This is a genomic window from Xenorhabdus sp. TS4, assembly GCF_014467265.1.
In the GTDB taxonomy this organism is placed as follows: Bacteria; Pseudomonadota; Gammaproteobacteria; order Enterobacterales; family Enterobacteriaceae; genus Xenorhabdus; species Xenorhabdus ehlersii.
This window is the reverse complement of sequence record NZ_NKHQ01000074.1, coordinates 1-23,855: the sequence shown is the minus strand read 5'-3', so window position 1 is coordinate 23,855 and position 23,855 is coordinate 1. Positions and strand designations below refer to the sequence as shown.

At 44.2% G+C, this 23,855-nt stretch carries 21 protein-coding genes; 6 read left to right on the top strand and 15 right to left on the bottom strand.

Annotated elements, in window-relative coordinates:
- Position 1 precedes the first annotated feature (1 nt).
- From fliN to fliF, 9 genes are all read right to left on the bottom strand, one after another.
- Entirely contained in the window at positions 2-409 is a 408-nt protein-coding gene (gene fliN, locus Xets_RS14315) for a flagellar motor switch protein FliN (protein WP_047767905.1), read from the bottom strand.
- Positions 402-1,409: a flagellar motor switch protein FliM gene (fliM, locus tag Xets_RS14310; RefSeq protein WP_099131303.1), complete on the bottom strand. Its 1,008-nt coding sequence runs from the start codon at positions 1,407-1,409 to the stop codon at positions 402-404. The genes fliN and fliM overlap by 8 nt, the downstream gene beginning before the upstream one ends.
- A gap of 5 nt (positions 1,410-1,414) precedes the next feature.
- Complete coding sequence (gene fliL, locus Xets_RS14305) at positions 1,415-1,891, bottom strand: flagellar basal body-associated protein FliL (protein WP_099131302.1); 477 nt, start codon at positions 1,889-1,891, stop codon at positions 1,415-1,417.
- 215 nt (positions 1,892-2,106) lie between these two features.
- Positions 2,107-3,561 carry a flagellar hook-length control protein FliK gene (locus tag Xets_RS14300; RefSeq protein ID WP_187651963.1) on the bottom strand — a complete coding sequence of 485 codons (1,455 nt, stop codon included), beginning with the start codon at positions 3,559-3,561 and terminating at the stop codon, positions 2,107-2,109.
- Entirely contained in the window at positions 3,558-4,004 is a 447-nt protein-coding gene (fliJ, locus tag Xets_RS14295; protein WP_099131300.1) for a flagellar export protein FliJ, read from the bottom strand. The genes Xets_RS14300 and fliJ overlap by 4 nt, the downstream gene beginning before the upstream one ends.
- Positions 4,005-4,143: 139 nt before the next feature.
- Entirely contained in the window at positions 4,144-5,508 is a 1,365-nt protein-coding gene (gene fliI / locus Xets_RS14290; protein WP_187651962.1) for a flagellar protein export ATPase FliI, read from the bottom strand.
- The gene (gene fliH / locus Xets_RS14285; protein ID WP_187651961.1) at positions 5,508-6,212 is read right to left on the bottom strand and encodes a flagellar assembly protein FliH; all 705 of its coding nucleotides are present in this window, start codon (positions 6,210-6,212) and stop codon (positions 5,508-5,510) included. Before fliH ends, fliI begins: the two co-directional genes overlap by 1 nt.
- Complete coding sequence (gene fliG / locus Xets_RS14280) at positions 6,205-7,197, bottom strand: flagellar motor switch protein FliG (protein ID WP_099131297.1); 993 nt, start codon at positions 7,195-7,197, stop codon at positions 6,205-6,207. Before fliG ends, fliH begins: the two co-directional genes overlap by 8 nt.
- Positions 7,194-8,906 (bottom strand): flagellar basal-body MS-ring/collar protein FliF, encoded by a 1,713-nt coding sequence (gene fliF / locus Xets_RS14275; protein WP_099131296.1) that lies wholly within the window; start codon positions 8,904-8,906, stop codon positions 7,194-7,196. Before fliF ends, fliG begins: the two co-directional genes overlap by 4 nt.
- 284 nt (positions 8,907-9,190) lie before the next feature.
- Here fliF and fliE point away from each other — a divergent pair, with 284 nt between their 5' ends.
- On the top strand, positions 9,191-9,502 hold the full coding sequence (gene fliE / locus Xets_RS14270) for a flagellar hook-basal body complex protein FliE (RefSeq protein WP_099131295.1): 312 nt from the start codon (positions 9,191-9,193) through the stop codon (positions 9,500-9,502).
- Positions 9,503-9,634: 132 nt separating this feature from the next.
- The gene (locus Xets_RS14265) at positions 9,635-9,832 is read left to right on the top strand and encodes an SEL1-like repeat protein (protein ID WP_099131294.1); all 198 of its coding nucleotides are present in this window, start codon (positions 9,635-9,637) and stop codon (positions 9,830-9,832) included.
- Between the two features lie 381 nt (positions 9,833-10,213).
- Here Xets_RS14265 and fliT read toward each other — a convergent pair whose 3' ends face one another.
- The 3 genes from fliT to fliD are packed head-to-tail and all read right to left on the bottom strand — an operon-like array spanning position 10,214 to position 12,475.
- Entirely contained in the window at positions 10,214-10,588 is a 375-nt protein-coding gene (gene fliT / locus Xets_RS14260) for a flagella biosynthesis regulatory protein FliT (RefSeq protein ID WP_099131293.1), read from the bottom strand.
- On the bottom strand, positions 10,588-10,998 hold the full coding sequence (fliS, locus tag Xets_RS14255; protein ID WP_099131292.1) for a flagellar export chaperone FliS: 411 nt from the start codon (positions 10,996-10,998) through the stop codon (positions 10,588-10,590). Before fliS ends, fliT begins: the two co-directional genes overlap by 1 nt.
- A 13-nt stretch (positions 10,999-11,011) precedes the next feature.
- Positions 11,012-12,475 carry a flagellar filament capping protein FliD gene (fliD, locus tag Xets_RS14250; RefSeq protein WP_187651960.1) on the bottom strand — a complete coding sequence of 488 codons (1,464 nt, stop codon included), beginning with the start codon at positions 12,473-12,475 and terminating at the stop codon, positions 11,012-11,014.
- Between the two features lie 275 nt (positions 12,476-12,750).
- Between fliD and Xets_RS14245 the strand changes: the two genes are divergently transcribed.
- From Xets_RS14245 to fliZ, 3 genes are all read left to right on the top strand, one after another.
- Positions 12,751-13,812 (top strand): FliC/FljB family flagellin, encoded by a 1,062-nt coding sequence (locus tag Xets_RS14245; protein WP_099131290.1) that lies wholly within the window; start codon positions 12,751-12,753, stop codon positions 13,810-13,812.
- 266 nt (positions 13,813-14,078) lie between these two features.
- Positions 14,079-14,801, top strand: coding sequence for an RNA polymerase sigma factor FliA (locus tag Xets_RS14240; protein ID WP_099116287.1), 723 nt, complete (start codon positions 14,079-14,081; stop codon positions 14,799-14,801).
- Between the two features lie 53 nt (positions 14,802-14,854).
- On the top strand, positions 14,855-15,370 hold the full coding sequence (gene fliZ, locus Xets_RS14235; RefSeq protein WP_187651959.1) for a flagella biosynthesis regulatory protein FliZ: 516 nt from the start codon (positions 14,855-14,857) through the stop codon (positions 15,368-15,370).
- A gap of 168 nt (positions 15,371-15,538) precedes the next feature.
- Here fliZ and putA read toward each other — a convergent pair whose 3' ends face one another.
- On the bottom strand, positions 15,539-19,519 hold the full coding sequence (gene putA, locus Xets_RS14230) for a trifunctional transcriptional regulator/proline dehydrogenase/L-glutamate gamma-semialdehyde dehydrogenase (RefSeq protein WP_187651958.1): 3,981 nt from the start codon (positions 19,517-19,519) through the stop codon (positions 15,539-15,541).
- Between the two features lie 516 nt (positions 19,520-20,035).
- Between putA and putP the strand changes: the two genes are divergently transcribed.
- On the top strand, positions 20,036-21,520 hold the full coding sequence (gene putP / locus Xets_RS14225; RefSeq protein ID WP_099131287.1) for a sodium/proline symporter PutP: 1,485 nt from the start codon (positions 20,036-20,038) through the stop codon (positions 21,518-21,520).
- A gap of 296 nt (positions 21,521-21,816) precedes the next feature.
- Here the strand turns inward: putP and Xets_RS14220 are convergent, their stop codons facing one another.
- Entirely contained in the window at positions 21,817-22,626 is an 810-nt protein-coding gene (locus Xets_RS14220; RefSeq protein ID WP_099131286.1) for a hypothetical protein, read from the bottom strand.
- Between the two features lie 131 nt (positions 22,627-22,757).
- A complete protein-coding gene (locus tag Xets_RS14215; protein ID WP_099116282.1) occupies positions 22,758-23,102 on the bottom strand; it encodes a hypothetical protein in 345 nt (114 codons plus the stop codon).
- Positions 23,103-23,855: the final 753 nt, after the last annotated feature.

Genomic DNA, 23,855 nt, shown 5'->3' with positions numbered 1-23,855 from the left:
GTTAACGACTCAAGCGACGCATACGCTCAGAAGGAGTGATGATATCTGTGATACGGATACCGTATTTATCGGATACGACAACCACTTCTCCCTGCGCGATCAAATAACCATTAATCAGAATATCCAATGGTTCTCCCGCCAGACCATCAAGGGGAACGACTGAGCCTTGTGACAGTCTCAACAGTTGTTTGATGGTCATTTTAGTACGGCCTAGCTCGACAGAAAGCTTGACAGGAATATCCATGATCAAATCAATATCGGAAAGCTGGGCCAACGCATCCTGCGCTTCCAGATTCTCAAATATTGACGCGCCGCCGTCAGAGGTTTGCTGTGCGGCCTGTTGTTCCAGCGCTTCTGCCCACATATCTTCAGTCGAGCTGGTATCTGTAGGTTGTTTAGCATCACTCATTGGGCTTTTCCTCATCCAGAGCAGTTAAAACAGGGTTAATCAGGTGTTCAACACGCAGGGCATATTGCCCGTTTAGTGTTCCATATTGACTGGTGAGCACAGGCACACCATCAACGTGAACGATTAAACGTTCGGGTCTTTCAATCGGTAAGACATCGCCTTTTTTCAATTCAAGGATCTTTGACAGCCGTAAAGGGATATCAACAAAGTTGGCCACCAGTTCTAATTCTGAATGTTGAACTTGCTTCACTAAACTTTCGCGCCACTGGCTCTCTTCCTGACGTATATTTTCCACTGGGGGATTGGTCAGGCGCTCGCGCAGAGGCTCGATCATGGCGAATGGAATACAAATATTGAATTCCCCGGTCAATGCACCGATTTCTACTTGAAACGGTGTAGTCACCACGATGTCATTCGGTGAAGTGGTGATATTGGTGAATTTCACCTGCGTTTCGGAACGCACGTATTCCACTTCAAGTTTAAAGATGGAATCCCATGCATCACGATAGGCATCCAGTGCCAATTTCAGCATCCGATTAATGATCCGCTGTTCGGTATAGGTAAATTCACGACCTTCCACTTTGGTTGGAAAACGGCCATCACCCCCAAACAAGTTATCAACGGCGATATAAACTAAGCTGGGTTCAAAAGCGAATAGCGCCGTTCCCCTCAATGGTTTCAGGTGAACCAGATTGAGGTTGGTTGGCACGGCCAGATTGCGGGCAAATTCGTGGTAAGGCTGAACCTTGATAGCGCCGACCGTAATATCCGGGCTACGGCGTAGCATGTTAAACAGCCCCATTCTGAATTGGCGGGCAAAACGTTCATTGATGATTTCCAGTGACTGCAAACGTTCGCGTACAACACGGCGTTGTGTATTGGGATCGTAAGGGCGAACCTCATTTTCTCGGGACGCAGTTTGTTCTACGTCATCAGCAGAGGCACTGTCACCATTGAGCAGAGCGTCGATCTCTGCTTGTGAAAGAATATTGTCACTCATTGTGATTATCGCAGAATAAACGTGGTGAATAACACATCGGTGACTTCTTGATCGGGTTCACCGGGTATTAGTGTCGGGTGTAGTATCTGTTTGATATCTGTCACCAAATGCTTCTTGCCATCATCTTTTGCCAGATCGGTGGCTTCCTGACGAGATAATAACAGCAACATGCGGCTACGAACTTCTGGCAGATATTCATGGAAGCGCTGACGGGTTTTCTCGTCAGTCAGACGCAATGTGATGCCAACGTAGAGAACACGATCGAAATGCTCTTCGTTGTCGATCAAATTGACGGTAAAAGGCTCCAAGGTCATAAATACGGGGGCATCAATGGCTTTGGTTTTTTCTGTACTGTTATTGGCTGACTGATTCATTACCCACCAGCTATACCCTCCGATGGCAACACCAAGAACAGCAATCAGTACTAACAGTATCATCCAAATTGGATTTGTGCGTTTATGCTCGTAGCTATAATCAGACATGGACAGATAAATTCCTGTTTTCTGTTGCGAATAAGTCTCCGCGCATTCCGTGGCGAAGCCCTTATCCATCAAAATCGAGATCAATTATCCCGCGTCTTTGTTTCGGCAATGGCTGGAACAAACGGGGAAAAAACCATTAACTCACACGTTTGTTATCGACCTGTTTTCGTTTTATTCCGACGTCCCACGAAATTAGGCTAATGTTTAGGTGGTAATTAGGCAAAAATATCAATACCTCCTCTGGCCGAGGTGAGTTGTTGAGGTGTCACCCTGATGGCTGATACAGAGGGGGTTGTGATCCCGGTTGCAGCCACTAAACCAGACTCTTGCGTTTCAGCATGGGAATCAGAATTGCTGTTCGGGTTATTGGCATGGTTATCAGCAAAATACTTTTGTTGACTGTTGCCTTGGGCATCACTGTTGACACTGCTTTGTGCCAATTGAATGCCGTTTTCAGCCAATGCATGGCGTAACCCGGGTAATGCCGCTTCCAGAGCCACACGAACATTCTGATGGGCAGAAACAAAATGCAATTGTGCCTGATTGTCTTCAACACTCATGCGGATGTGCAATGCTCCCAGTTCTTGAGGATGTAAGCGAAGTTCTGCCTGTTGTAGACCGTTACGGTTAAAGAACAGCACATGTTGATTGAGCTGTTGCTGCCACTCTTCGCTGCCAAGATGAGCCTTTAATAAAGGTGTAGTGAAAGGTGTAGTGGTACTGTTAAGCTGAAACTGCTGTCCGGTTGAAAGCAGGGAAGGGGTTGCCAATACCGTAGGTGAGTCAATAGAAGCTGTTTCTGCCGTCGAAGATGGCAATGCAGGCGTTGCCTGAATTGCCATCTGGAGCAGATTTGGATCTTTGCTATTGCCTGAGATTGTCTCTTTGAGAAGAGCCTTGCCAGATTCAACCTTATTATTGGTGGCAAGGTTATTGGTAGCCAGTTTGAGTTGTCCGGCGAGCGGTGCCAATTCAGATTGAAGGCTGACAGAACTCTCTGTCTTATTGTTCAGAGGGAGCGCCACCTGTTTAGCCGAAAGTTGAATGTCTTCACCTTGCTCACCCGCTTTAGACAGTTCAACAAAATTGTTGTCAGTTAATCTGCTATCTTTGGCGTTGCTGACCAACAGTGTATTAGCAGGGCTGTTTTCGCTATCCAGCCAGGCAGTTTCCGGCAATGCATCTTCTGGTGAAGAATTTTCCAGCAATTTATTTTCTAACAATTCATTGCCCATCAAACCCTGTGAGTTTTCAGTAAGAACAGCGGAATTTGTATGAGGAGTCAGCAGCTCAGCAAGCTGGATTGGTATCGTCGCACTTAATGTTTCGGCTGATAAGAGATCTTCATCTTTTAATACAGCAAATTCGGCACTGTTTTCTTGCGGTGCTGTTTCTACCGATGATTTATCCTTGACCATGCTGTTATCTGGCACTGCTGCCAATTGCGGCCAGCTGCTTTCTGCTGTTTTATCAGAGGTGGATTTTTCCTCTTTCAGACTATTTTTATCCACTTGAGTAGTGGGCTTCCGCATAGAGGTTGTTTCTGCATTGAGAAGTTGCCCAAATTGAGAAGAATGGTTACCGATCACGGTATTATTTAAAGTCGGCTGACTTTTATCCGTACCTTTGTCCGTGAATTTTAAATCAGTAGGCAAAAGAGTGAGATTCATTGTTTCATTCTCCGTTGTGCACCGCGTTGTGCGTACTCGTCCATTTGTTTTTGCTCCATGCGATTTTGGTGTAACTTCAAATTATGCTCTGCCCGCTGTTGCAGTGTGTCGAAGGCATTCAGGCGTTGCTGTTTTTCCTGCCATTGTGACATGGCTTGTTCAAGACGCTTTTTCCATTGGTTGAGCTGTAATCTGTGCTGTTCAATTGCCATTTCCAGCGTTCTCATAAACTGCTGGTAATTTTGCCAAGTAGAGCAGGACATACCACTGCTGAGCGTGTCATTCAGACGGGTACGATACTCATCCTGATAATTCATTAACGCCGTGAGTTGTTGCTCCATTTGTTGGTGACTTTGCCGAATCTGCGCAAGTTGCGATGCTGCTTTTTCTGCCGCATCCTGGGCAAGTTCACGCAAAGTCATGAGAGGGGAGTGTTGTTGCATGTATTTCCTCGTATTAATCACCAAACAGACATCAGCGTTACTGAATGACATCAATAGTAAATTTATATCGGCACCGTATTGATAAATGTTATACCCCTTGGCAAAAGTATTTTTTGGTTAAACTCCCATAGGCAAAATATTATGTTGGCAATAATTGTTGAAGCTGAGTGCAGGCTTCATCGTATTCGCTGCGCTCGTCAATGCCTTGTTGCAGGAATTGGGCCATATGAGGATAAAGCTCAATCGCCCTGTCAAGCAGAGGATCACTACCCGCAGCATAGGCACCAACGTTGATCAAATCCCGGTTGCGTTGATAGCTGGAAAGCAACTGTTTGAAATGTTGTACTCGCCGATAATGAGTATTGTCGATCAGCGCGGTCATGGCACGACTGATAGAAGCCTCGATATCAATAGCAGGATAATGACCAGATTCCGCCAGTGAACGTGATAGTACGATATGACCATCCAGGATGGCTCGCGCAGCATCGGCAATTGGATCTTGCTGGTCATCACCTTCTGTCAACACGGTGTAAAATGCAGTAATAGAGCCGCCATCACTGACACCATTACCGGCTCTTTCCACCAGTGCCGGTAACTTGGCAAATACAGAAGGAGGATAACCTTTGGTTGCTGGTGGTTCGCCGATAGCCAGTGCAATTTCACGTTGTGCCATGCTGTAACGGGTCAGAGAATCCATGATCAACAAGACATGTTTGCCTCTGTCTCGGAAATCTTCGGCGATGCGCGTTGCATAAGCGGCGCCTTGCATTCTCAGTAAAGGTGAAACGTCGGCGGGAGCGGCAACGACGACCGAGCGTGATAATCCCTCCTTGCCCAAAATATTTTCGATAAAGTCTTTAACTTCACGACCACGCTCACCAATTAATCCCACAACGATCACATCAGCTTGGGTATAACGAGCCATCATGCCAAGCAGCACACTTTTACCGACGCCGGAACCGGCAAATAATCCCATACGTTGCCCACGTCCCACTGTCAGTAGGGCATTGATGGCACGAACGCCAACGTCCAATACATTGCTGATAGGGGTTCTTTGCAGGGGGTTAAATGGCGTTGTTGTCAAGGGGGCGCGATAACCTGTATCGGGGGCAGGTAAACCATCAAGGGGGCGGCCTGCACCATCCAGAACTCTGCCGAGTAATTCCGCTCCCAGAGGTAATCGGCGTCCGGCGCTCGCATCTTCGCCATAAGAACGGGCATAGACGCGAGCGCCTGGCACAATACCTTCTAATTCTTCCAGTGGCATCAGCAACAGTTTTTCGCCGTTGAAGCCGACGACTTCACTTTCAACCTCTTCAATGGCGTTGCCATTCTGGCGCTCGATCAGGCAGGTAGCACCGAGAGGCATATGTAAGCCAGTGGCTTCCAGTACCAAGCCTGTGGCGCGGGTCAGGCGCCCATAGCGACGTACTTTTGGTGTTTTTTCCAGCCGCTTTTCTAATGAATCCAAAGTTGCCAACCAGCAACCCAATCTTGCCGTCATCACAATTCTCCCGGTGCTGCCAGACGACACATTTCATGCCAGCGGGTAGCTAAACTGGCGTCCATATCCCCTTCATCGGCGCTGACTTTACAGCCGCCCGGATGCAGTTTGTTATCCGCAACTAAACGCCAGCCGTGTAGCGCCAAAACTTCCCCCAGTTGCTGCTCAACCAGAGGAATATTTTGTGGATGGATACGCAATTGGGGTTTGCCGCTGAACATAGGTTCTTGCTGGATAAATTCGCGGATCTGATTCAGCAGGGCAGTGCCATCACAAACCGCAGGTTGCCCCAGAATATGATGGGCAGCAGTTAATGCAAGTTGCATCAGGCGGGAAGCAATCACGGTATCCAACCCATCCAGTGAATGGCTAAAGTCCGTTAGCAAGGCTTTCCACTGATCAGTAATAACTTGCTGTTGTTGTTTGGCTTCCTGCAAACCTTGTTCCAATCCGGCTTGGTGGCCTTCCTGAACCCCTTGTTCATAGCCTTGAATCTGGCCTTCTGCAAAGCCCTGCACATGACCAGCCTGACGCGCCTGCTCTTTTAGCTCGTCCAGTATTCTTGCTTGTTCCAGCAGCCGATCTTGTTCGCTTGGCTGCTGTTCCTCATCTATGGGTTCCAGTTTTGCCCGCAGGGTTTCCCACTGAGTCAATTCGCCTGGCTGCCATGGCCGCCAGTTTCCATTATTCGACTTATCAGACATAGGTATCGTCACCACCGTTTAGGATCATTTCGCCACTTTCTGCCAGACGACGAACAACAAGCAGGATGGCTTTCTGTTCGGCTTCCACTTGAGACATCCGTACAGGGCCACGGTTTGCCAAATCATCGCGCATGATTTCAGCAGCACGCTGCGACATATTGTTGAGGAAGTGATCGCGCAATGCCTGATCGCAACCTTTCAATGCCACAAGTAAGGAATCGGTGGAAATCTCTTGCAACAGGCGTTGGATACTGCGATCGTCCACGCTGATAAGATTTTCGAACAGGAACATTTCATCAATAATTTTCTGTGCCAGTTCGTTATCGTAGGAACGAACTGCCTCAATGACACCTTCTTCTTGCTGGCTTTTCATCAAGTTGATGATTTCAGCCGCAGTACGAATACCTCCCATCTTGCTGCGTTTCAGGTTCTGACCATCCAGCAGGTTATTCAGTACTTCCGTCAATTCTGCCAACGCAGATGGTTGTACGCCCCCAAAAGTAGCGATACGCAGCATGACATCGTTACGCAGGCGATCATCAAACAGGGCGAGGATATCAGCAGCCTGACCACGGTTCAGGTGAACCAAAATGGTGGCGATGATCTGCGGATGTTCATCGCGGATCATGTCGGCCGCCATCTGCGGTTCCATAAAGTTGAGGGTTTCGATGCCCGTCGTCGTATCACGGGACTCAAGGATATCCTCAAGCAGGCTGGAAGCCCGTTCTTCGCCCAATGCCTTGATCAGTACATTGCGCAGATAGTCATTTGCGTTGATGCTGAGGGCAGCAAACTGTCCCGCATCTTCTTCAAACTCTGCCAGTACTTCAACCAGTTGCTGGTTAGAGACTTGTTTCATCCCCGCCATCGCGACACTCAGTTGTTGCACTTCTCTGGAATTCAGGTGTTTGAACACCTCGGCCGCCTGATCTTCTCCCAAGGTCATTAACATGACGGCACTTCTTTCTGTTCCGGTCAGGCTCATTGTTCGTTACTCATCCATTGACGGATCACCAGCGCGACGACGCGAGGATCTTTTTCTGCAAGTTCACGCAGACGCTGGCTTTGAAGCTCAACATTGACACGTTGGCGAGCTAGCTTACGGCGCATTTTTTCGTCCAATTCAGCATTGGTTTCTGTTTGCTGTTTCGGCGGGTTCTTTTGCGCTTCCAGCGCAGCTTTTTCTGCGGCACGTTTTTTAGCGATTTGTGGCACGATCATCTTACGCCACAGTAGCCATGCAACCAGTACCAACAGTAACCAACGACTTGCTTCTAACAGTTTCTCCAGCAGGGCAGAGTGCTGCCAGAATGGCAAAGGTTCTATCACTTCGCTGGTGTCATTGAACAGTGTGTTAACCACATTCAGGCTATCGCCACGGTCAGCAGAGAAGCCCATTGCTTCACGAGTCAACCCTTCGATTTGTGATAGCTGTTCTGGTGTCAGCGCTTGTGTTTCAGGGCCATTTTCTCCCTTCACGGTGGCATAGTTGACCACAACTGCAACCGAAAGGCGTTCCACTGCGCCAGCCTGCAATTGTGTATGACGAATGGTGCGATCTACTTCATAGTTAGTGGTTTCGTCATAACGGTTATTGCGGTTGTTGCTTAACATACGCTCGTAACTATTGTTTTTGTTAGCGTTACTGCGCTGTTGGTCAGATTTTTCGTCACCGTTGCCTTTGGCATTTGCGTTCGGTTTTTCGATTGGTGCACTTGGTGCAGCACTTGGCTGATTTGACAACGCCCCTGGCACGCCCCCGACCAATGGTCCGCCGCTTTGCTCGCTGGTGCTGCTCTGTTTAGAACGGATAGCAGCCTGATTCGGTGGCTGGTTAGGTTTATATTCTTCTGCTGTTTCTTCGCGACGAGAGAAGTCAATTTGTGCAGTGACCTGTGCATGCACATTGCCCCGGCCGACCACCGGCGCCAGGATGGTTTCAATCCGATGCTGGAAACGGTTTTCCACTTCCTGTGTATATTTCAACTGAGTGGTATTCAAATCGCGGCTAGTGGCATCACTTTGTGTTAACAGGCGACCGGATTGATCTACAATCGTGACATTGCTTGCGGGTAAGCCGGCAACACTACTTGAAACCATATGCACGATAGCATTAATTTGTCCTTCATCCAGTACACGGCCTTGTAGCAACCCCACAGTTACTGAGGCTGACGGCGATTTTTGTTCACGAACGAACAAAGAAGGCTTAGGCAGAGCCAGATGGACGCGCGCGCTCTGGACTGGGCCGAGCGATTCCACGGTACGAGCCAACTCACCTTCCAGCGCGCGTTGGTAATTTACCTGCTCACTAAACTGGCTGATACCGAATTTTTCTTTATCCAATAGTTCGAAACCCGCGGCTCCCCCTTTGGGCAACCCTTGTTGTGCCAGTTTCAGACGCGTTTCATGCACCTTATCGGTAGGTATCATGAGAGCCGCACCATTCTCGGCAAAACGGTAAGGGATATTCATTTGGGTTAATTGCGTAACAATCTCGCCACCATCCTTATCGCTCAGATTGCTGTAAAGTACCCGATAGTCGGGACTGCGCAACCAGAGAAACAGGGCGACGAAGATAGCGATGGCAGCAGAGCCAGCAACTAATAACGGAACTTTTGGATCAGTTTTTATCCTGCTGATGATAGCGTTGAAGCCTTTATTTTGGTTTTCAACGTCGGTTGTTGCTGCACTCATAGACGATCCTTGCCTTGCTGGTCAACATGAATACTAAAAGCGTGGCGTAACAAAACAGACTCCCCATACGCAAGCGAAAAGATTCTTCCTATTATTAATCCCGTCATTATTCGCTGTTCACACCTCTTTTAATGGCACAATAAGCTTCGAATTTTTACTTCAATTACCCGCTTTAGTTTAAAAAGGCTATGTTACGGTGGCAGTAGTGGAAAATTGCCAACCAGCCCACGGCTAATATGGCACTTAATCACATAATCAATAGGGTGATTTAACGCGAGGTTTTTATGTCAATTCCGGCAATTGAAGGTGTACTGCAACAGATGCAGGTTCAGGCTTTACAAGCAGCAAACATTGCCAAACCTATTCCAATACAAGGTGGTTTTGCCAGTCAACTGACTGCGGCCGTGGAAAAAATAAACCAAACACGCCTGAGAGCGACGAAGCAGGCACAAGATTTCACTCTGGGAGTTCCAGGGGTGGAGCTAAATGATGTTATGGTGAATATGCAAAAATCGACTATTTCTCTGCAAATGGGTATTCAAGTGAGGAATAAACTGGTCAGTGCGTATCACGAGATTATGAATATGCAGGTTTAGATATTTATCTCGTTGATAAAAAATAAATATTTATTTTTCATTAATTTCTTGGGGCATATATGGGGCAACTGCGAGTTTTTCATTGAGTAATTTAATTTGGTCATCGCTATTTTCACGCATCCACGCAAGGCTATGCAATGGTTTCTTACATCAGCAGCGTTAGATGATGGTTACGCTCACTTAAATTTGGAAATGATTTATGAACGTGGTCAGATTGAACCTCAAGATTATGAAAAAGCACTTGAACATTATCAACAAGCTGCCAGTAAAAATGTTCCCAATCTGGAAAGTAAAATAAAAGAATTAAAAGAAAAAATTAATTACCAATAGCAAAAACTTAGGGGGCTGGTTTCCCCTATCATCCAAATCTATCCCGATGGCAAATTCATCATCAACGACAAATCCGAGGGTACTACTGTGATTAAACTCGGTACCGGTTATTATCAGATATTTTGATTTGTATTATTCCTTGGATTCGCCTGTTAATTGCCTCATAGTAGCAGAATCGCCACTATCATTTGATGGTTAAATTTTTGTTAAAAAATATAGATAAGATACCTTGATTGTTTGCAAAATATCAATACAATAAAGTGCCGAATTAGATTAACCCAAAAAACGATAGTGACGAATTAACACCACCTGAAATAAAAAATAAATGACACCATTAATCAGAGTTATTGTTAAATGGAATCACGGGTGCCTTTGTGATATCTATTTCGATTCCGTCGTAATTAACTCCATTTCATAGTTATTAGTCGGGAACTGTCCGTATGTATCATGTAAGCGTTGTTTACAACTTTCCTGTTTAATCAGGTCACTGAGTTCATTTAACCTTTTTTGCAACAATCTCTTAGTTTCTTTTTCATTATCCAAGACAGTTTGCAAAATTTTGGTCAATTGCTGTTGTAATGAAATAGGTGCGTCTGAATTTTCTGATAGTAAAGTAACCACTTCGACTGCCTTCAGATAAGTGATCTCCATATCAATCAGTTCATCCCACTTTTCATTTCTAGCTAAATCAATCATTTGCTCACTTAAACTAAGGATCTGCTGATAAGCTGACAAAAGATCCGTATCATTTTTCATTAAACAATATCCTGACTGGCGTTGTAATGAGGACCTATTTGCCGCCAAGCATCTGAAATCTCGGTAAGTAAATCAATCACTTCGGTAATAGCCTTCTCATCATTGCGTAAATTGGCATGGAGTAAACGGCGACCCATATAATCATATAAAGCAAAAAGATTCTGGGCAATCTCGCCGCCTTTCTCGAAATCTAATCCCTCTTTGAGACCATTATCAATGATATTAATCGCCTTTGAAATAGCTATCCCTTTTTCTGGAATATTCCCTTGTTGCATCAGAATGATTGCACGACGCAGGGCGCTGAGCGCCCCGTTGAACAATATCTGAATCAATTGATAGGGAGAGGCATTCATAATTTCGCTCTCAAGATCTACCTGAGCGTATAACTGGCTTGCCGAACGTTGATACATTAGTGTCCTTTTATTATCTTAAAAGTTGGGCCAGGGATAAACCTGCCTGATTCATTGAAGTGGTGAGTTTATCCAGCGCGGTAAATTGTTTTTTATAACGTTGCATTGTGGCTTCAATATTTCTATTCGTCTGTTCTGCTTGTTTTTCCAGTGTCTTCAGACTTTTATTGATACCTTCGGTAACTGTTGCGATAGTCCCTTCGTGGCTATCCAAGGTTTTTTTCAAGAAATTATAAGTTGTGGTTGCAAAACCGGTTTTTTCTCCATCACCCATAAAGAAAGCCTTAACATCGGCTGATTTCTCTTTCAGTTTTTTTTCCAGTTTTTCGTTACTGATTTCCAGTGTACCATCCAATTTTTGTTTGATGCCCAGTTTATTTAGAGTAGCAATATCAGCAACATTTTGTGCTGCAACGAGCTGGTGTTTTAGCTGGCTTTGAATACCTTTTAAAGTACTGTCACCAAGCAAGGGACCATTATCTTTTGAAGGTGCTTCACCTGTTCCAACTTTCTTGTATTTGGTTAATGAACTGAACGTGTTTTGTAGCTCATTATAGGCATCAACCCACTTTTTAATCGCTTCTTTCATTGGCTCAATGTCACGAGAAACCACCAGTGTTTCTGGTACCGGTCTTTTTTCAGTCTTGCCGTTGATTTCGACTTCTTTTTTTTCTGAAACCTTTTTCAGATTCAGCGTAATGCCTTCTGGTGCATCTTTTATTTCATTAGTCTGGCGTTCAATCTTAATGCCATTGATTGTTAATTTTGCATTGGCAGGTTCCACCACTTGTGTCATTTTACCAGTGCCACTGCCTTTGTCGTCAGACTTGTAGTTCAGCCACTCACCCAGTTTAGTATCACCCTGAACCTCAATCGTCATAACTGATTTTGTGCCTGCTTTTTTCGAGGTCAGGATTAAATAGTTTTTATCATCTTCTGCTTTGATAATGCTGGCATTAACGTTGCTTTCTTGTTTATTAATCGCATTACGAATTTCAACCAGAGAAGTTTCATTATCTTTCAGGGAAATGCGCATTGGCTTTTCTTTTTCTTCACCGGCTTTTTCTTCACCTGGTTGCGTAATAATAATGGTACGGGAGCCTTTACCCTGTTCCCCTAATTGGGCTTTTACATCAGGAAATGCCTTAGATTGCAAAGACTGAGCCTTGGCAAGCTGTTGAACTTCAATAACATAGTTACCCGGACTGGCTTTTGAATCTGTACTCGGAGTAAATGTTTTATGATCTTCGCTGGTTTTAGTGGTATTGAGTTTATCAAATTTTTTGAGTTCTTCAGATGCACTCTTTAATTTTTCCAAACTCCCTTTTAACGTACCGAAACCAGTAAGTTTAGCTTTATAGCTGGTTTGTTGCTGGGTTATTGGTTGTAAACGTTTTCTTTCGCTTGCTTCAAGCTTATCCAATAAATTTGGATCTAACCCGGATAAGGCTCCTGCCGAAGAGGAAATGCTAGCCATATTGACTCCTTTTAATAAAAAGCATCACTGGACATGTTATCGGATTAATTTACGAAAAGTTTACTGACAAAATAATTTTTTTGATGGATGGAATAGTTGATGAGAACAGGCGCTATTTGGGTTATCGAGGAAAAGCGGGAAAAAAATAAAAAAGTTTTTTCAAGAAATATTAAAGGTTCTTTTTAAGCAGCCGATAAAACTGTTGGCGGTGGTGAACACCGTGAGCAAAAGGCTCAAACTAATTATATCGACTTGATTTTAAAAGGAACTCTACTATGGCATCAGTCATTAATACCAACTATTCATCTCTGCTGGCTCAAAATAACCTGACCCGATCTAAAGGTGCTTTAGGTACAGCTATTGAGCGTCTGTCCTCTGGTTTACGTATTAACAGCGCGAAGGATGATGCTGCTGGTCAAGCGATTGCTAACCGTTTTACGGCGAACGTTAAAGGTCTGACTCAGGCTGCCCGTAACGCTAACGACGGTATCTCCATTGCTCAGACTACCGAAGGTGCTCTGAACGAAATCAATAACAACCTGCAACGTATCCGTGAATTGGCTGTTCAGTCACAAAACGGTAGCAACTCTAAGAGCGATATAGAATCCATTCAGAAAGAAGTTACACAGCGTTTAGAAGAAATTGATCGTATTTCTGAACAAACTCAATTCAACGGCATTAAAGTCTTGAATGACAATACAACTATGAAGGTTCAGGTTGGTGCTAATGATGGCGAAGTTATCAACATTGATCTGAAAAAGATCGATAGTCAAGAACTGAAGTTGGAAAAATTTAATGTGGCTGGCGGAAAAGCGCCTCATGGTAAATCTGCAGGAACTAAAATAGCGGGTAAAGATATTGATCTAGCCGATGCTAGTATTACGGCATTGAAGTTGACAGGTACGGAAGTAAATCATGCTCTTGATAAAGATGGCAATGAGATTGCAGATAAATTTGTATTAAAAGGTACTGATAAGGATGGTAAGACCAAATACTACGATGTAACTGTTGATAGCACAAGTGCTAAGTCTGTAGTGAAGGCTCCTACAGAAATTACTGCCAAGCCCAAGCCACTGGAGGTTTTGGATAAAGCCTTGTCAGATGTTGACAGCCTGCGTAGCTCCCTGGGTGCAGTACAAAACCGTCTGGAATCCACGGTTAACAACCTGAACAACACCGTTAACAACCTGAGCGCTGCAAAAAGCCGTATCGAAGACGCCGACTACGCAACTGAAGTTTCCAACATGAGCCGTGGCAACATCCTGCAACAGGCGGGTACTGCTGTTCTGGCTCAGGCGAACCAGATCCCACAAACCGTTATGTCTCTGCTGCGTTAATTGTTATTTTCCAGTTGAGTATTTATGCAGGGTAACCGGCATAAATGACGCTTATAAAATAAGGATCGGTTCGCCGATCCTTATTTTTTGGTCATAATTTTATAAAGACCGTCAAGGGCAGCCTGAAACTTGCTATGCATTTGGTCGGACATAAAAAATTTCGCATAGGTGAAAAAGAAGTGCTTTTACTTCATTGTTCAAACGATTGTACCGATTAGGGGATTGGATAATGGTATCCAGTCTCTTATCCAAAGGTGTCTGTTGTTGTGAGCGATTTGTATACCGCCGAAGGCGTGATGGACAAAAATAGCCTCTGGAAGCGCTATGTACCACTAGTTCGCCATGAAGCATTGAGGCTACAGGTCAGATTACCTGCCAACGTAGAACTCGATGACTTGCTTCAGGCCGGTGGCATAGGCTTACTGAATGCGGTGGAGCGGTTTGATTCCATGCAGGGAACCGCCTTTACCACCTATGCGGTACAGCGCATCAGAGGTGCAATGTTGGATGAGTTGAGGAGCCGTGATTGGGCTCCGCGTAGTGTGCGGCGTAACGCACGTGAAGTCACGCAGACCATCCGTAAACTTGAGCAAGAGTTAGGCCGTCCAGCCAGTGAGCAGGAAGTTGCTAAAGAATTAAAGATTAATCTGATAGAATATCGGCAAATACTGTTAGACACGAATAACAGTCAACTGTTTTCTTATGACGAATGGCACGAAATTCACGGTGAAAGCTGTGAGCCAGTGATTGAGGAGGAGCATGAGGCAAACCCTCTGCAACAATTACTGGAAGGTGATCTTCGTCAGCGGGTCATCGAGGTCATAGAATCGTTACCTGAACGGGAAAAGATGGTTCTTACGTTGTACTATCAGGAAGAACTGAATCTTAAAGAGATCGGCGCGGTGCTTAATGTGGGAGAATCCCGCGTAAGTCAGCTTCACAGCCAGGCGATAAAAAGGTTGAGGGCGCGTTTGAATCCAGAGAAGTAACTTTTTGCTTGTTTGTTTTTTTTGTTAAGACTATACACAGGGCTTTATCTCTTATGTCTATTACAACACAAAAGAAACGGCCTCTTAGCCGTTATATCAAAGATTATAAACACAGCCAGACTCATTGTCTGCACTGTCATAAAACCCTTGACCGTATTTCGCTGGTTTTTAACGGTCAGGTCATCAATAAAGAAGCTATTTCTGAGATGACTGAATTGGTGGATGACAAAACCTGGAATGAGTTGCAGGGTAAATTTGTGGCGTTGTGCCGCTTTTGTAGTGAGATTTATTGCAATAGCCAGACTGATTATTTTGACATTATGTCATTTAAACAGTATCTGTTTGAGCAAACAGAGATGAGTCATAGTACTGTGCGTGAATATGTGGTGCGTTTAAGGCGTTTGGATGAATTGCTGACTTCAAGTAATTATCCGACCGGTGAGTTTACGACAAAAAAGATTCAGGAAAAACTCAGCGAAAAATTATCCCAATCTGCTTTCAGCAATTACAATATTGCACTGCGTAAATATGAACAATATCTGAGTTGGCAACAGAATGGTCGTCATTGATTAATTATACCGATAGATAATGTTGTCAAATTGAAACGATTTCAGAGGGGAATGCGATTATCACGTATTCCCCTCTATGTATTTACTTTTAACCATTTAATTTAGCCACTTATTTTAATTACTAAATAAGTGGCTTCAACGAAAAAAATCATGCTAACCGTAATAATATTAACCAATTGTCATCAAGCTCGCATTACCGCCTGCTGCTGCCGTATTAACACTTAATGAACGTTCATGCAGTAAGCGTTCTAGCATCAAATTGGTTTCACCACGGGCAAACCCCTGTACGGCGATAATCGGCCCCTTACGTTGGGCAATCACCTCACATACTCGGCGCAATTGGTCGCAATCGCCATGATAAATAACCGCTTCCATCGCTGTTTCTTCATTCTGCCAATCGTTAACCCAATGGATATGCCGGTGAATTTCATTCGGTAACTGGCGTTGTAGCCCTTGATGCAGTTCGTCTTTCTCCCAAAGGACCTGACAACCGACAGAGAGTACTGCGGCTAATTGCACCAATGCATCCTGTTCATTGTCTGCAAGGCAAAGAACATGACCGCGCGGTAATAGGGTATAAGTATTGCGCTCTCCGGTTGGTCCCGGCAATAAACGTATTGTCCCGCCTTGTGCCAGTAAACTGTATTCCTGAATCACCTGGCCTAATGCTTCATTATTCTGTTCGGTTGCCCAATCCGCCAGTTTGTAGAGAGGTGAGTGCAGATCCACACGGGTTTTGGCATCAAGCTCATACTCTGTATCCTGTCGTTCCAGGGTTTGGCTGGCAGCATTGAGAGGGCGTTGTGACAGTAAGCGATACAGATACAGCGGCCCACCGGCTTTTGGCCCTGTGCCTGATAAGCCTTCACCACCAAATGGCTGCACGCCGACGACGGCACCAACCATATTGCGGTTGACATATATGTTGCCGACTTTTGCTTTACCTGTGACTTGGGCGATGGTTTCATCAATACGAGTGTGGATCCCCAACGTCAAGCCATAACCCGTAGCGTTGATTTGATCCAGCAGCTTATCCAACTCATTACGTTTAAAACGGACAACATGCAGGACTGGTCCGAAAATTTCTTTCTTCAATTCATCGAAACTTTCCAACTCGATAAGCGTTGGTTGGACGAAAGTGCCTTGTGACCATGCCAGGCTGTCGGTGGCATTTTCGTATGCCGCCTGATAAATTGTCCGACCTTTGGTACGCATGGTTTGGATATGACGTTCGATACCCGCTTTCGCTTCTGCATCAATGACGGGGCCAATATCTGTGAATAAGTGCTCAGTATTACCCATCCGGCATTCAGCCATCGCTCCTTTCAGCATGGCGATAGTCCTTTCAGCGACATCTTCCTGAATACACAGGATACGCAGGGCAGAACAGCGCTGGCCTGCACTGTCAAAAGCAGAAGCAATGACATCGGTAACAACTTGCTCGGTTAACGCGGAAGAGTCGACGATCATGGCATTCAGGCCACCGGTTTCTGCGATCAACGGTGTCGGGCGCCCTTGTGCATCAAGACGACCGGCAATATTACGTTGCAACAAGCTGGCAACTGCGGTAGAGCCGGTAAACATCACACCGCGTATACGTTCATCACCAACCAGTAGTGCGCCCACCGTTTCCCCTTGTCCGGGCAGTAATTGCAGCACATCGCGAGGAATACCCGCTTGGTGCAACATTTTTACTGCAACGGCGGCAATAAGTGGCGTCTGTTCTGCGGGTTTTGCCAGGACACTATTACCTGCTGCCAGTGCAGCGGCGATTTGGCCGGTGAAAATTGCCAGCGGGAAGTTCCACGGGCTGATACACACGACAGGTCCCAGCGGGCGGTGGGTATCATTGGCAAAGTCTTGGCGAACCTGACTAGCGTAATAATGGAGAAAATCTACGGCTTCGCGCACTTCGGCAATCGCATTGTTGAATGTTTTACCCGCTTCACGAACCAGAATGCCGAGCAAAGATTGCAGGTCATTTTCCATCAACTCCGCTGCACGCACTAAAATTGCGGCACGTTCTGAAGGGGGAGTGGCAAACCAAATTGCGCCGGCATCGGTAGCCACATCCAGCGCGTGGCTGACTTCTTGTTCAGTGGCTTCACGAACATAACCCACGATATCGGAATTTATGGCTGGATTATTCACCGGCTTAGCTGTAGGCAGTTCTCCTGTCGGTTGGTAGCTACCACCTAATAACGGTTCGCTGTTCCACGTTTCCATTGAAGAGCTGAGCAGGGCGCTGGAAAGAGAAGCTAAACGATGTTCATTGGAGAGATCTAGCCCTAATGAGTTAACACGGTTTTTGCCGTATAAATCACGTGGCAGAGGGATTTTAGGATGTGGCAGGCCGATTTGCCCTTCAATTTGTGCCAATTCTTGTACAATGTTTACCGGATCAGCGACCAATTCATCAATCGGCAGTGACGTATCGGCAATGCGATTAACAAACGAAGTATTAGCCCCATTTTCCAGTAAACGGCGCACCAGATAGGCCAGTAATGTTTCGTGTGTGCCTACCGGTGCGTAAATACGGCATGGACGATTGAGTTTACCTTCTGAGATCTTGCCGACAACTTGTTCATAAAGCGGCTCACCCATGCCATGCAGGCATTGGAACTCATATTGTCCGGGATAATAGTTTTGTCCAGCCAGGTGATAAATAGCGGATAAAGTATGAGCGTTATGGGTAGCAAATTGTGGGTAGATCAGATTAGGAACAGCGAGCAGTTTGCGGGCACAGGCAAGGTAAGAAACATCGGTATAGACCTTGCGGGTATACACCGGATAGTCTTCCAAACCATCGATTTGGGCACGTTTAATTTCACTATCCCAATAAGCCCCTTTCACCAGCCGGATCATCAATCTGTGACGGCTACGTTGTGCTAAATCAATAATGCTGTCAATGACGAAAGGACAGCGTTTCTGGTAAGCCTGAATGACAAAACCAATACCGTTCCAGCCTTCCAGTTTTGGCTCGAAACACAATTTTTCCAGCAAATCGAGGGAGATCTCCAGACGATCCGCTTCTTCTGCATCAATATTGATACCGATATCATATTGACGGGCCTGTAAGGTGAGGGAAAGCAGGCGAGGATAGAGTTCATCAATAACACGTTCGTACTGGGCACGGCTGTAACGCGGGTGCAGGGCAGAAAGTTTGATGGAAATACCTGGCCCCTCATAAATACCACGGCCGTTTGATGCCTTACCAATGGCATGGATCGCTTGCTGATAGGAAACCATGTAGGCTTGCGCATCTTCTTCGGTTAATGCGGCCTCGCCGAGCATATCATAAGAATAACGGAAGCCTTTTTCCTCCAGTTTGCGTGCATTGGCAAGGGCTTGGGCGATGGTTTCTCCCGTCACAAATTGCTCACCCATCAGGCGCATCGCCATATCCACACCTTTGCGTACCAACGGCTCGCCGCTTTTGCTGATAATACGGTTTAAGGATTTGGATAACTTGGCTTCATTATGGGTGGACACCAGCTTGCCAGTAAACAACAAGCCCCATGTTGCAGCGTTGACAAACATGGAGGGGCTTTGGCCTAAATGAGAATGCCAGTTGCCGTTGCTGATTTTATCGCGGATCAAGGCATCGCGGGTTGCTTTGTCGGGGATACGTAACAAAGCTTCGGCGAGACACATCAATGCCACCCCTTCCTGTGAAGAAAGTGAAAACTCTTGCAACAATCCCTGAACTAAACCTGATCGGCCAATGCCCTGTTTTTGTTGACGCAGTTTTTCGGCAATAGAATAAGCGAGTTTGTGAGCTGCCTTCGTTTGTTCTTCTGATAGCTGTGCACGTTGCAGCAGCATAGGAACCGCTTGAGTTTCGGGGAGACGATAGGCCGCAGTAATTGCAGAACGTTTCACCGATTGGGGTAAAATATGTTCGGCAAAATCCAGAAATGGTTGATAAGGTGCCTCAATCTGTGATTCTACTTCGGAAATCATTTCTTCTTTGTTATCCTGACCTGCTGATATTTCTGGAAGCTTTCCCTCATTTTCCAGACGTTCAAGATAATTAAAAATGGCTTGCTTAATTAGCCAGTGTGGTGTGCGTTCAATTCGTTGTGCTGCGGCTTTGATTCGATTACGCGTTGCTTCATCGAGCTTTACACCCATAGTGGTACTACCCATTTTTACTCCTTAATAGGTAAGACTATAACAAGTTACATAACAATATCTTTCATGTTGCAACTTTGTGCAACTTTGTTAAAAGCAGTCATTCTAAATTTGTGAAATTAATCTTGTTTTCATTATTTTTTCAGTGAAACTTATTATTGATTTTTATTTATTTTATTGATATTTATTGGTTTTATTATAATTGTTAAATTTCAGGTATAACCAGTTATTCAATTTCAAGTGCAACTTCTGGGGCGATAAATGTGATTTAGCAAGCGTTTTTTATAAAAATACAGTTAATTAGTTGTTAAAAATATTTTAGCTAAACTAGGATAGAATGTAATTCTAAAATAATTACAAGTGTAAATAGTACATATGAAAACTAATGGCATCTTCAGGTACAACTTGTTACAGCCTGGTCAAGAAGATGAGGTATCACTTAAAGGTACTTCAAGCATAGATGACATTATTTACGCAAATAACCCATTTGCAGAGACATAATTTATAAAAACACTATGGAGAAGAACCTGCATGACAGTAAATTCACCAATGCTCATTACCTTCATTATCTATATCGCAGGGATGTTGTTGATAGGTTTTGCGGCTTATCGTTCCACCAAGAATTTTGATGATTACATATTGGGTGGACGGAAATTAGGTAGTGTGGTAACCGCATTATCTGCTGGCGCTTCTGATATGAGTGGCTGGTTATTGATGGGATTGCCGGGAGTGATCTTTTTCTCCGGTATTTCAGAAAGTTGGATCGCGTTGGGCTGTTTGCTGGGTGCGTATTTGAACTGGCGTTGGGTAGCGGGCAGATTGCGTGTGCATACTGAGATAAATAATAACGCGTTAACTTTACCAGACTATTTCACCCATCGTTTTGAAGACCGGAGTAAAATCCTACGTATTATCTCCGCGCTGGTTATCCTGATTTTTTTCACCATTTATTGTGCATCGGGTGTTGTTGCTGGTGGATTGTTGTTTGAAAACACGTTCGGCATCAGCTACGAAAAGGCTATCTGGCTAGGTGCATTGGCGACAATTGCCTATACCTTCCTCGGCGGCTTTTTGGCCGTGAGTTGGACGGATACGGTTCAGGCAACTTTGATGATTTTTGCCTTGATTTTGGTGCCGGTGCTGATCCTGCTTAAAGTGGGAGGTGTTGGTACTGCAATCGATATCGTTGAAGCCAAAAACCCGGCTTACTTGGATATGTTCAAGGGGCTGAATATCATTGCCATTATTTCCCTGTTGGGCTGGGGTTTTGGTTATTTTGGCCAACCACATATTTTGGCACGTTTTATGGCGGCAGATTCCCACCAGACTATTCATAAGGCTCGCCGTATTAGTATGACGTGGATGCTGTTGTGTTTAGGGGGAACCGTGGCAGTAGGTTTCTTTGGTATCGCGTATTTTGAATTATATCCAGGACAGGCTGCTGCTGTATTGCAGAACCGTGAGCGCATCTTTATAGAACTGTCTGTCATTTTGTTCAATCCGTGGCTCACTGGTATATTGCTATCTGCTGTACTGGCTGCGGTTATGAGTACCTTAAGTTGTCAGCTATTGGTTTGTTCCAGTGCATTGACGGAAGATCTGTATAAAGCATTTATCCGTACCAAAGCTAGTCAGAAAGAATTGGTATGGGTTGGACGTATGATGGTACTGTTGGTAGCAGCTATCGCGATTGTGATTGCAACTAACCCGAATAATAAGGTGTTAGCACTGGCGAGTAATGCCTGGGCAGGATTTGGTGCAGCATTTGGCCCTGTGGTACTGATGTCAGTACTCTGGAAACGTATGACCCGTAACGGTGCGCTGGCTGGTATGTTGGTGGGAGCTATCACTGTACTGGTTTGGATGGAGTACCGCTGGTTTTCCCTGTATGAAATTATTCCAGGCTTTATCTTCGCGACGATTGCTATTATTGCGGTGAGTTTACTAGGAAAAGCACCAAGTCAGGCAACACAACAACGTTTTGCTGATGCAGAAGCGCATTATAAGACCAAATAACCCAATAAAATAAAAAGCCTCTGATTATTCAGGGGCTGATTTGTTATATCCATCGATCAGCTTGTGGTCGGGTTTATTGATAATTCTCGTAACCTTACCATTCTCAAAACCAACGAGCGTGGATCGCGATACCTTTAGGCATCTCCGTTCCTCCTGTAAAGGTCTCGATTTTATCGAGGTGCTGAGTGTAGACTGCCATCGTAATGGTATATCTGAAATTTGGGGGCTGTTTTACTGACGGGAAACACAAAATATGAGCAAAGTTTAGAAGGGGAAAAGCCCCTTTCGGGGCTGGTTTATATTTCTAGTGTAGCGGGGTCTACTCCTAATTTTTCCATTACTGCTTTAATCTCTTCGTTATTTTTCAAATTATCTTCGCCGTACTTAGAGATAGCAGAGGATAAACATTTCTGATCAATGGCGTTGCATGTTTTAAAATCTTCTGTTGCTACAGAAGCAACCTTAACAAAAAGAATTATTTGTTTATCATACTCGCTTGCTTTACTTGGATTTTTTAAAGCATTATTTGCAGATGATACAAGCTTATCGGTCAATTCATCTACGGCAACCGAAACTGGAGTACAATCCCTCACCGATGGAGATCCTATAATGACACTACTACCAACGCAGGCGTATTTAACCTTTTGATTTTTATTTAGCTCAGCGGCAAGGTCTCTATATTTTTTAGAAAAATTGACATGCACTTTATTAAACATATCACCTGTTTTTAATGTCACAACAGGAATATCGCCAAAGCTAGAATCTATTGAATCAATAATACCAGATACGATAATTTTTTTACCTTTGTAGATCTTATCACCTCTGGCTTCATTGTCTGCGTAGACTTTTTGCATTTCTCTGGCTGATACAGCTAAATACTCTGTATCTAGTTGTGAACTACCTCCATCAAAGCTGGTTTCCACTTCATCGTAAATCATCTCTTTGACGGCTTTTAGTTCATTTTCGGTCAACTTAATTGCTTTTTTTGATGATGTTGCCGCAGAGGAATTGCTACTTGATGATTTACTTTCATCATTTCCTGCAATGAAGCCTATAACGATAAGAACAACAAATACTATCCCTACCCATTTCAATACGTTTTTCATTTATATATCCACATACATTAAGTTATCTAATTATTTTAATTGCGTATTTAATTATCTAACGTCAAGGTTTTTGGTTTTTTATACAGATATTGTGTAATTATTAACCCTTTCCTTTTAGGGGGTATTTGCAGTTAACTTGCTGTAACGGTTTCTTTTTTACTTGCTTTTTTCTTCAAAATCATTGAGATAATAATTGCCAATACAAAAAGAACTATATGAAAGCCAACATAGAACCAATAAAGCCCTACGCCATCGCCACCATCGCTGTGTATTGAGGCCGCCGTCACCATGAGGCTTGGAGATAAAAAAGCCGTGGAAATGATGTTCATACCAAATGTTACACCAGATAATGTTGGGCTTTTATAAAATGACATTAGAGCAAGAACACTACAGAACATAGCGATAAATACGCCACCAACTGGAATAAAGATAGACAAAGCAGCAAATACAAGAGCAATAATAGATAATGCTTTCATTTTTAAACATCCCTAATTAAGGCGCCAAAATGTTCAGAAGCCTACCACTGAAAGGCTGGGCTGATTCCCCATTACTGGGTATTATATTCACCACCATCTCGGCATTGTTAAGTTTAAGTTTTATTCATATTCGCTTTATTTAAGCGATATATTTTCGGCAGTGGTTCTGACACCAATCGCAATAATATTTTTTTATTTCATTCTTGTCAAAAATATACAATGAACTATTAGCGGGATAAAATATTAACTAACGCACAATTCACTCTATTTAATTGCTAATATGATACCGTAATGGGCGTATTGAGCTGATTTTTCTGGTAATGGAGGTGCAATATTCTGTTAAATTTTGATATCTCCCTGTTTAATTATTGTCTGGTTTCTGTTGTTATTAATTGAGTGAGTGGGTAGTGACATCAATTTATTGAATCCAAGTATAGTATGCCTATTTGGAAAATATTCAGACGGCAAAGATTGATGTTACTGGGTCACGTATTCAATCCGTTGATGGTGGAATATAATTCCCTCTTTTCGGAGAAATTAAATGGCAACAGTTGAAGTGAAATGTCGATTTGGAATGTCAAATGGTGATGTAATTTGTTGTTATATAACGCGATGCTCGACTTTTATGGTGAGTTGAAATGACATAGCCGCTCCTTTATAACTTTAAGTTGACAAACAAAGAGAAATAAAGGAACAAAAGGCTATGTCACAACAAGATTTTATCATTTGGGTGTTTTGTTGGGTAGAGGATAA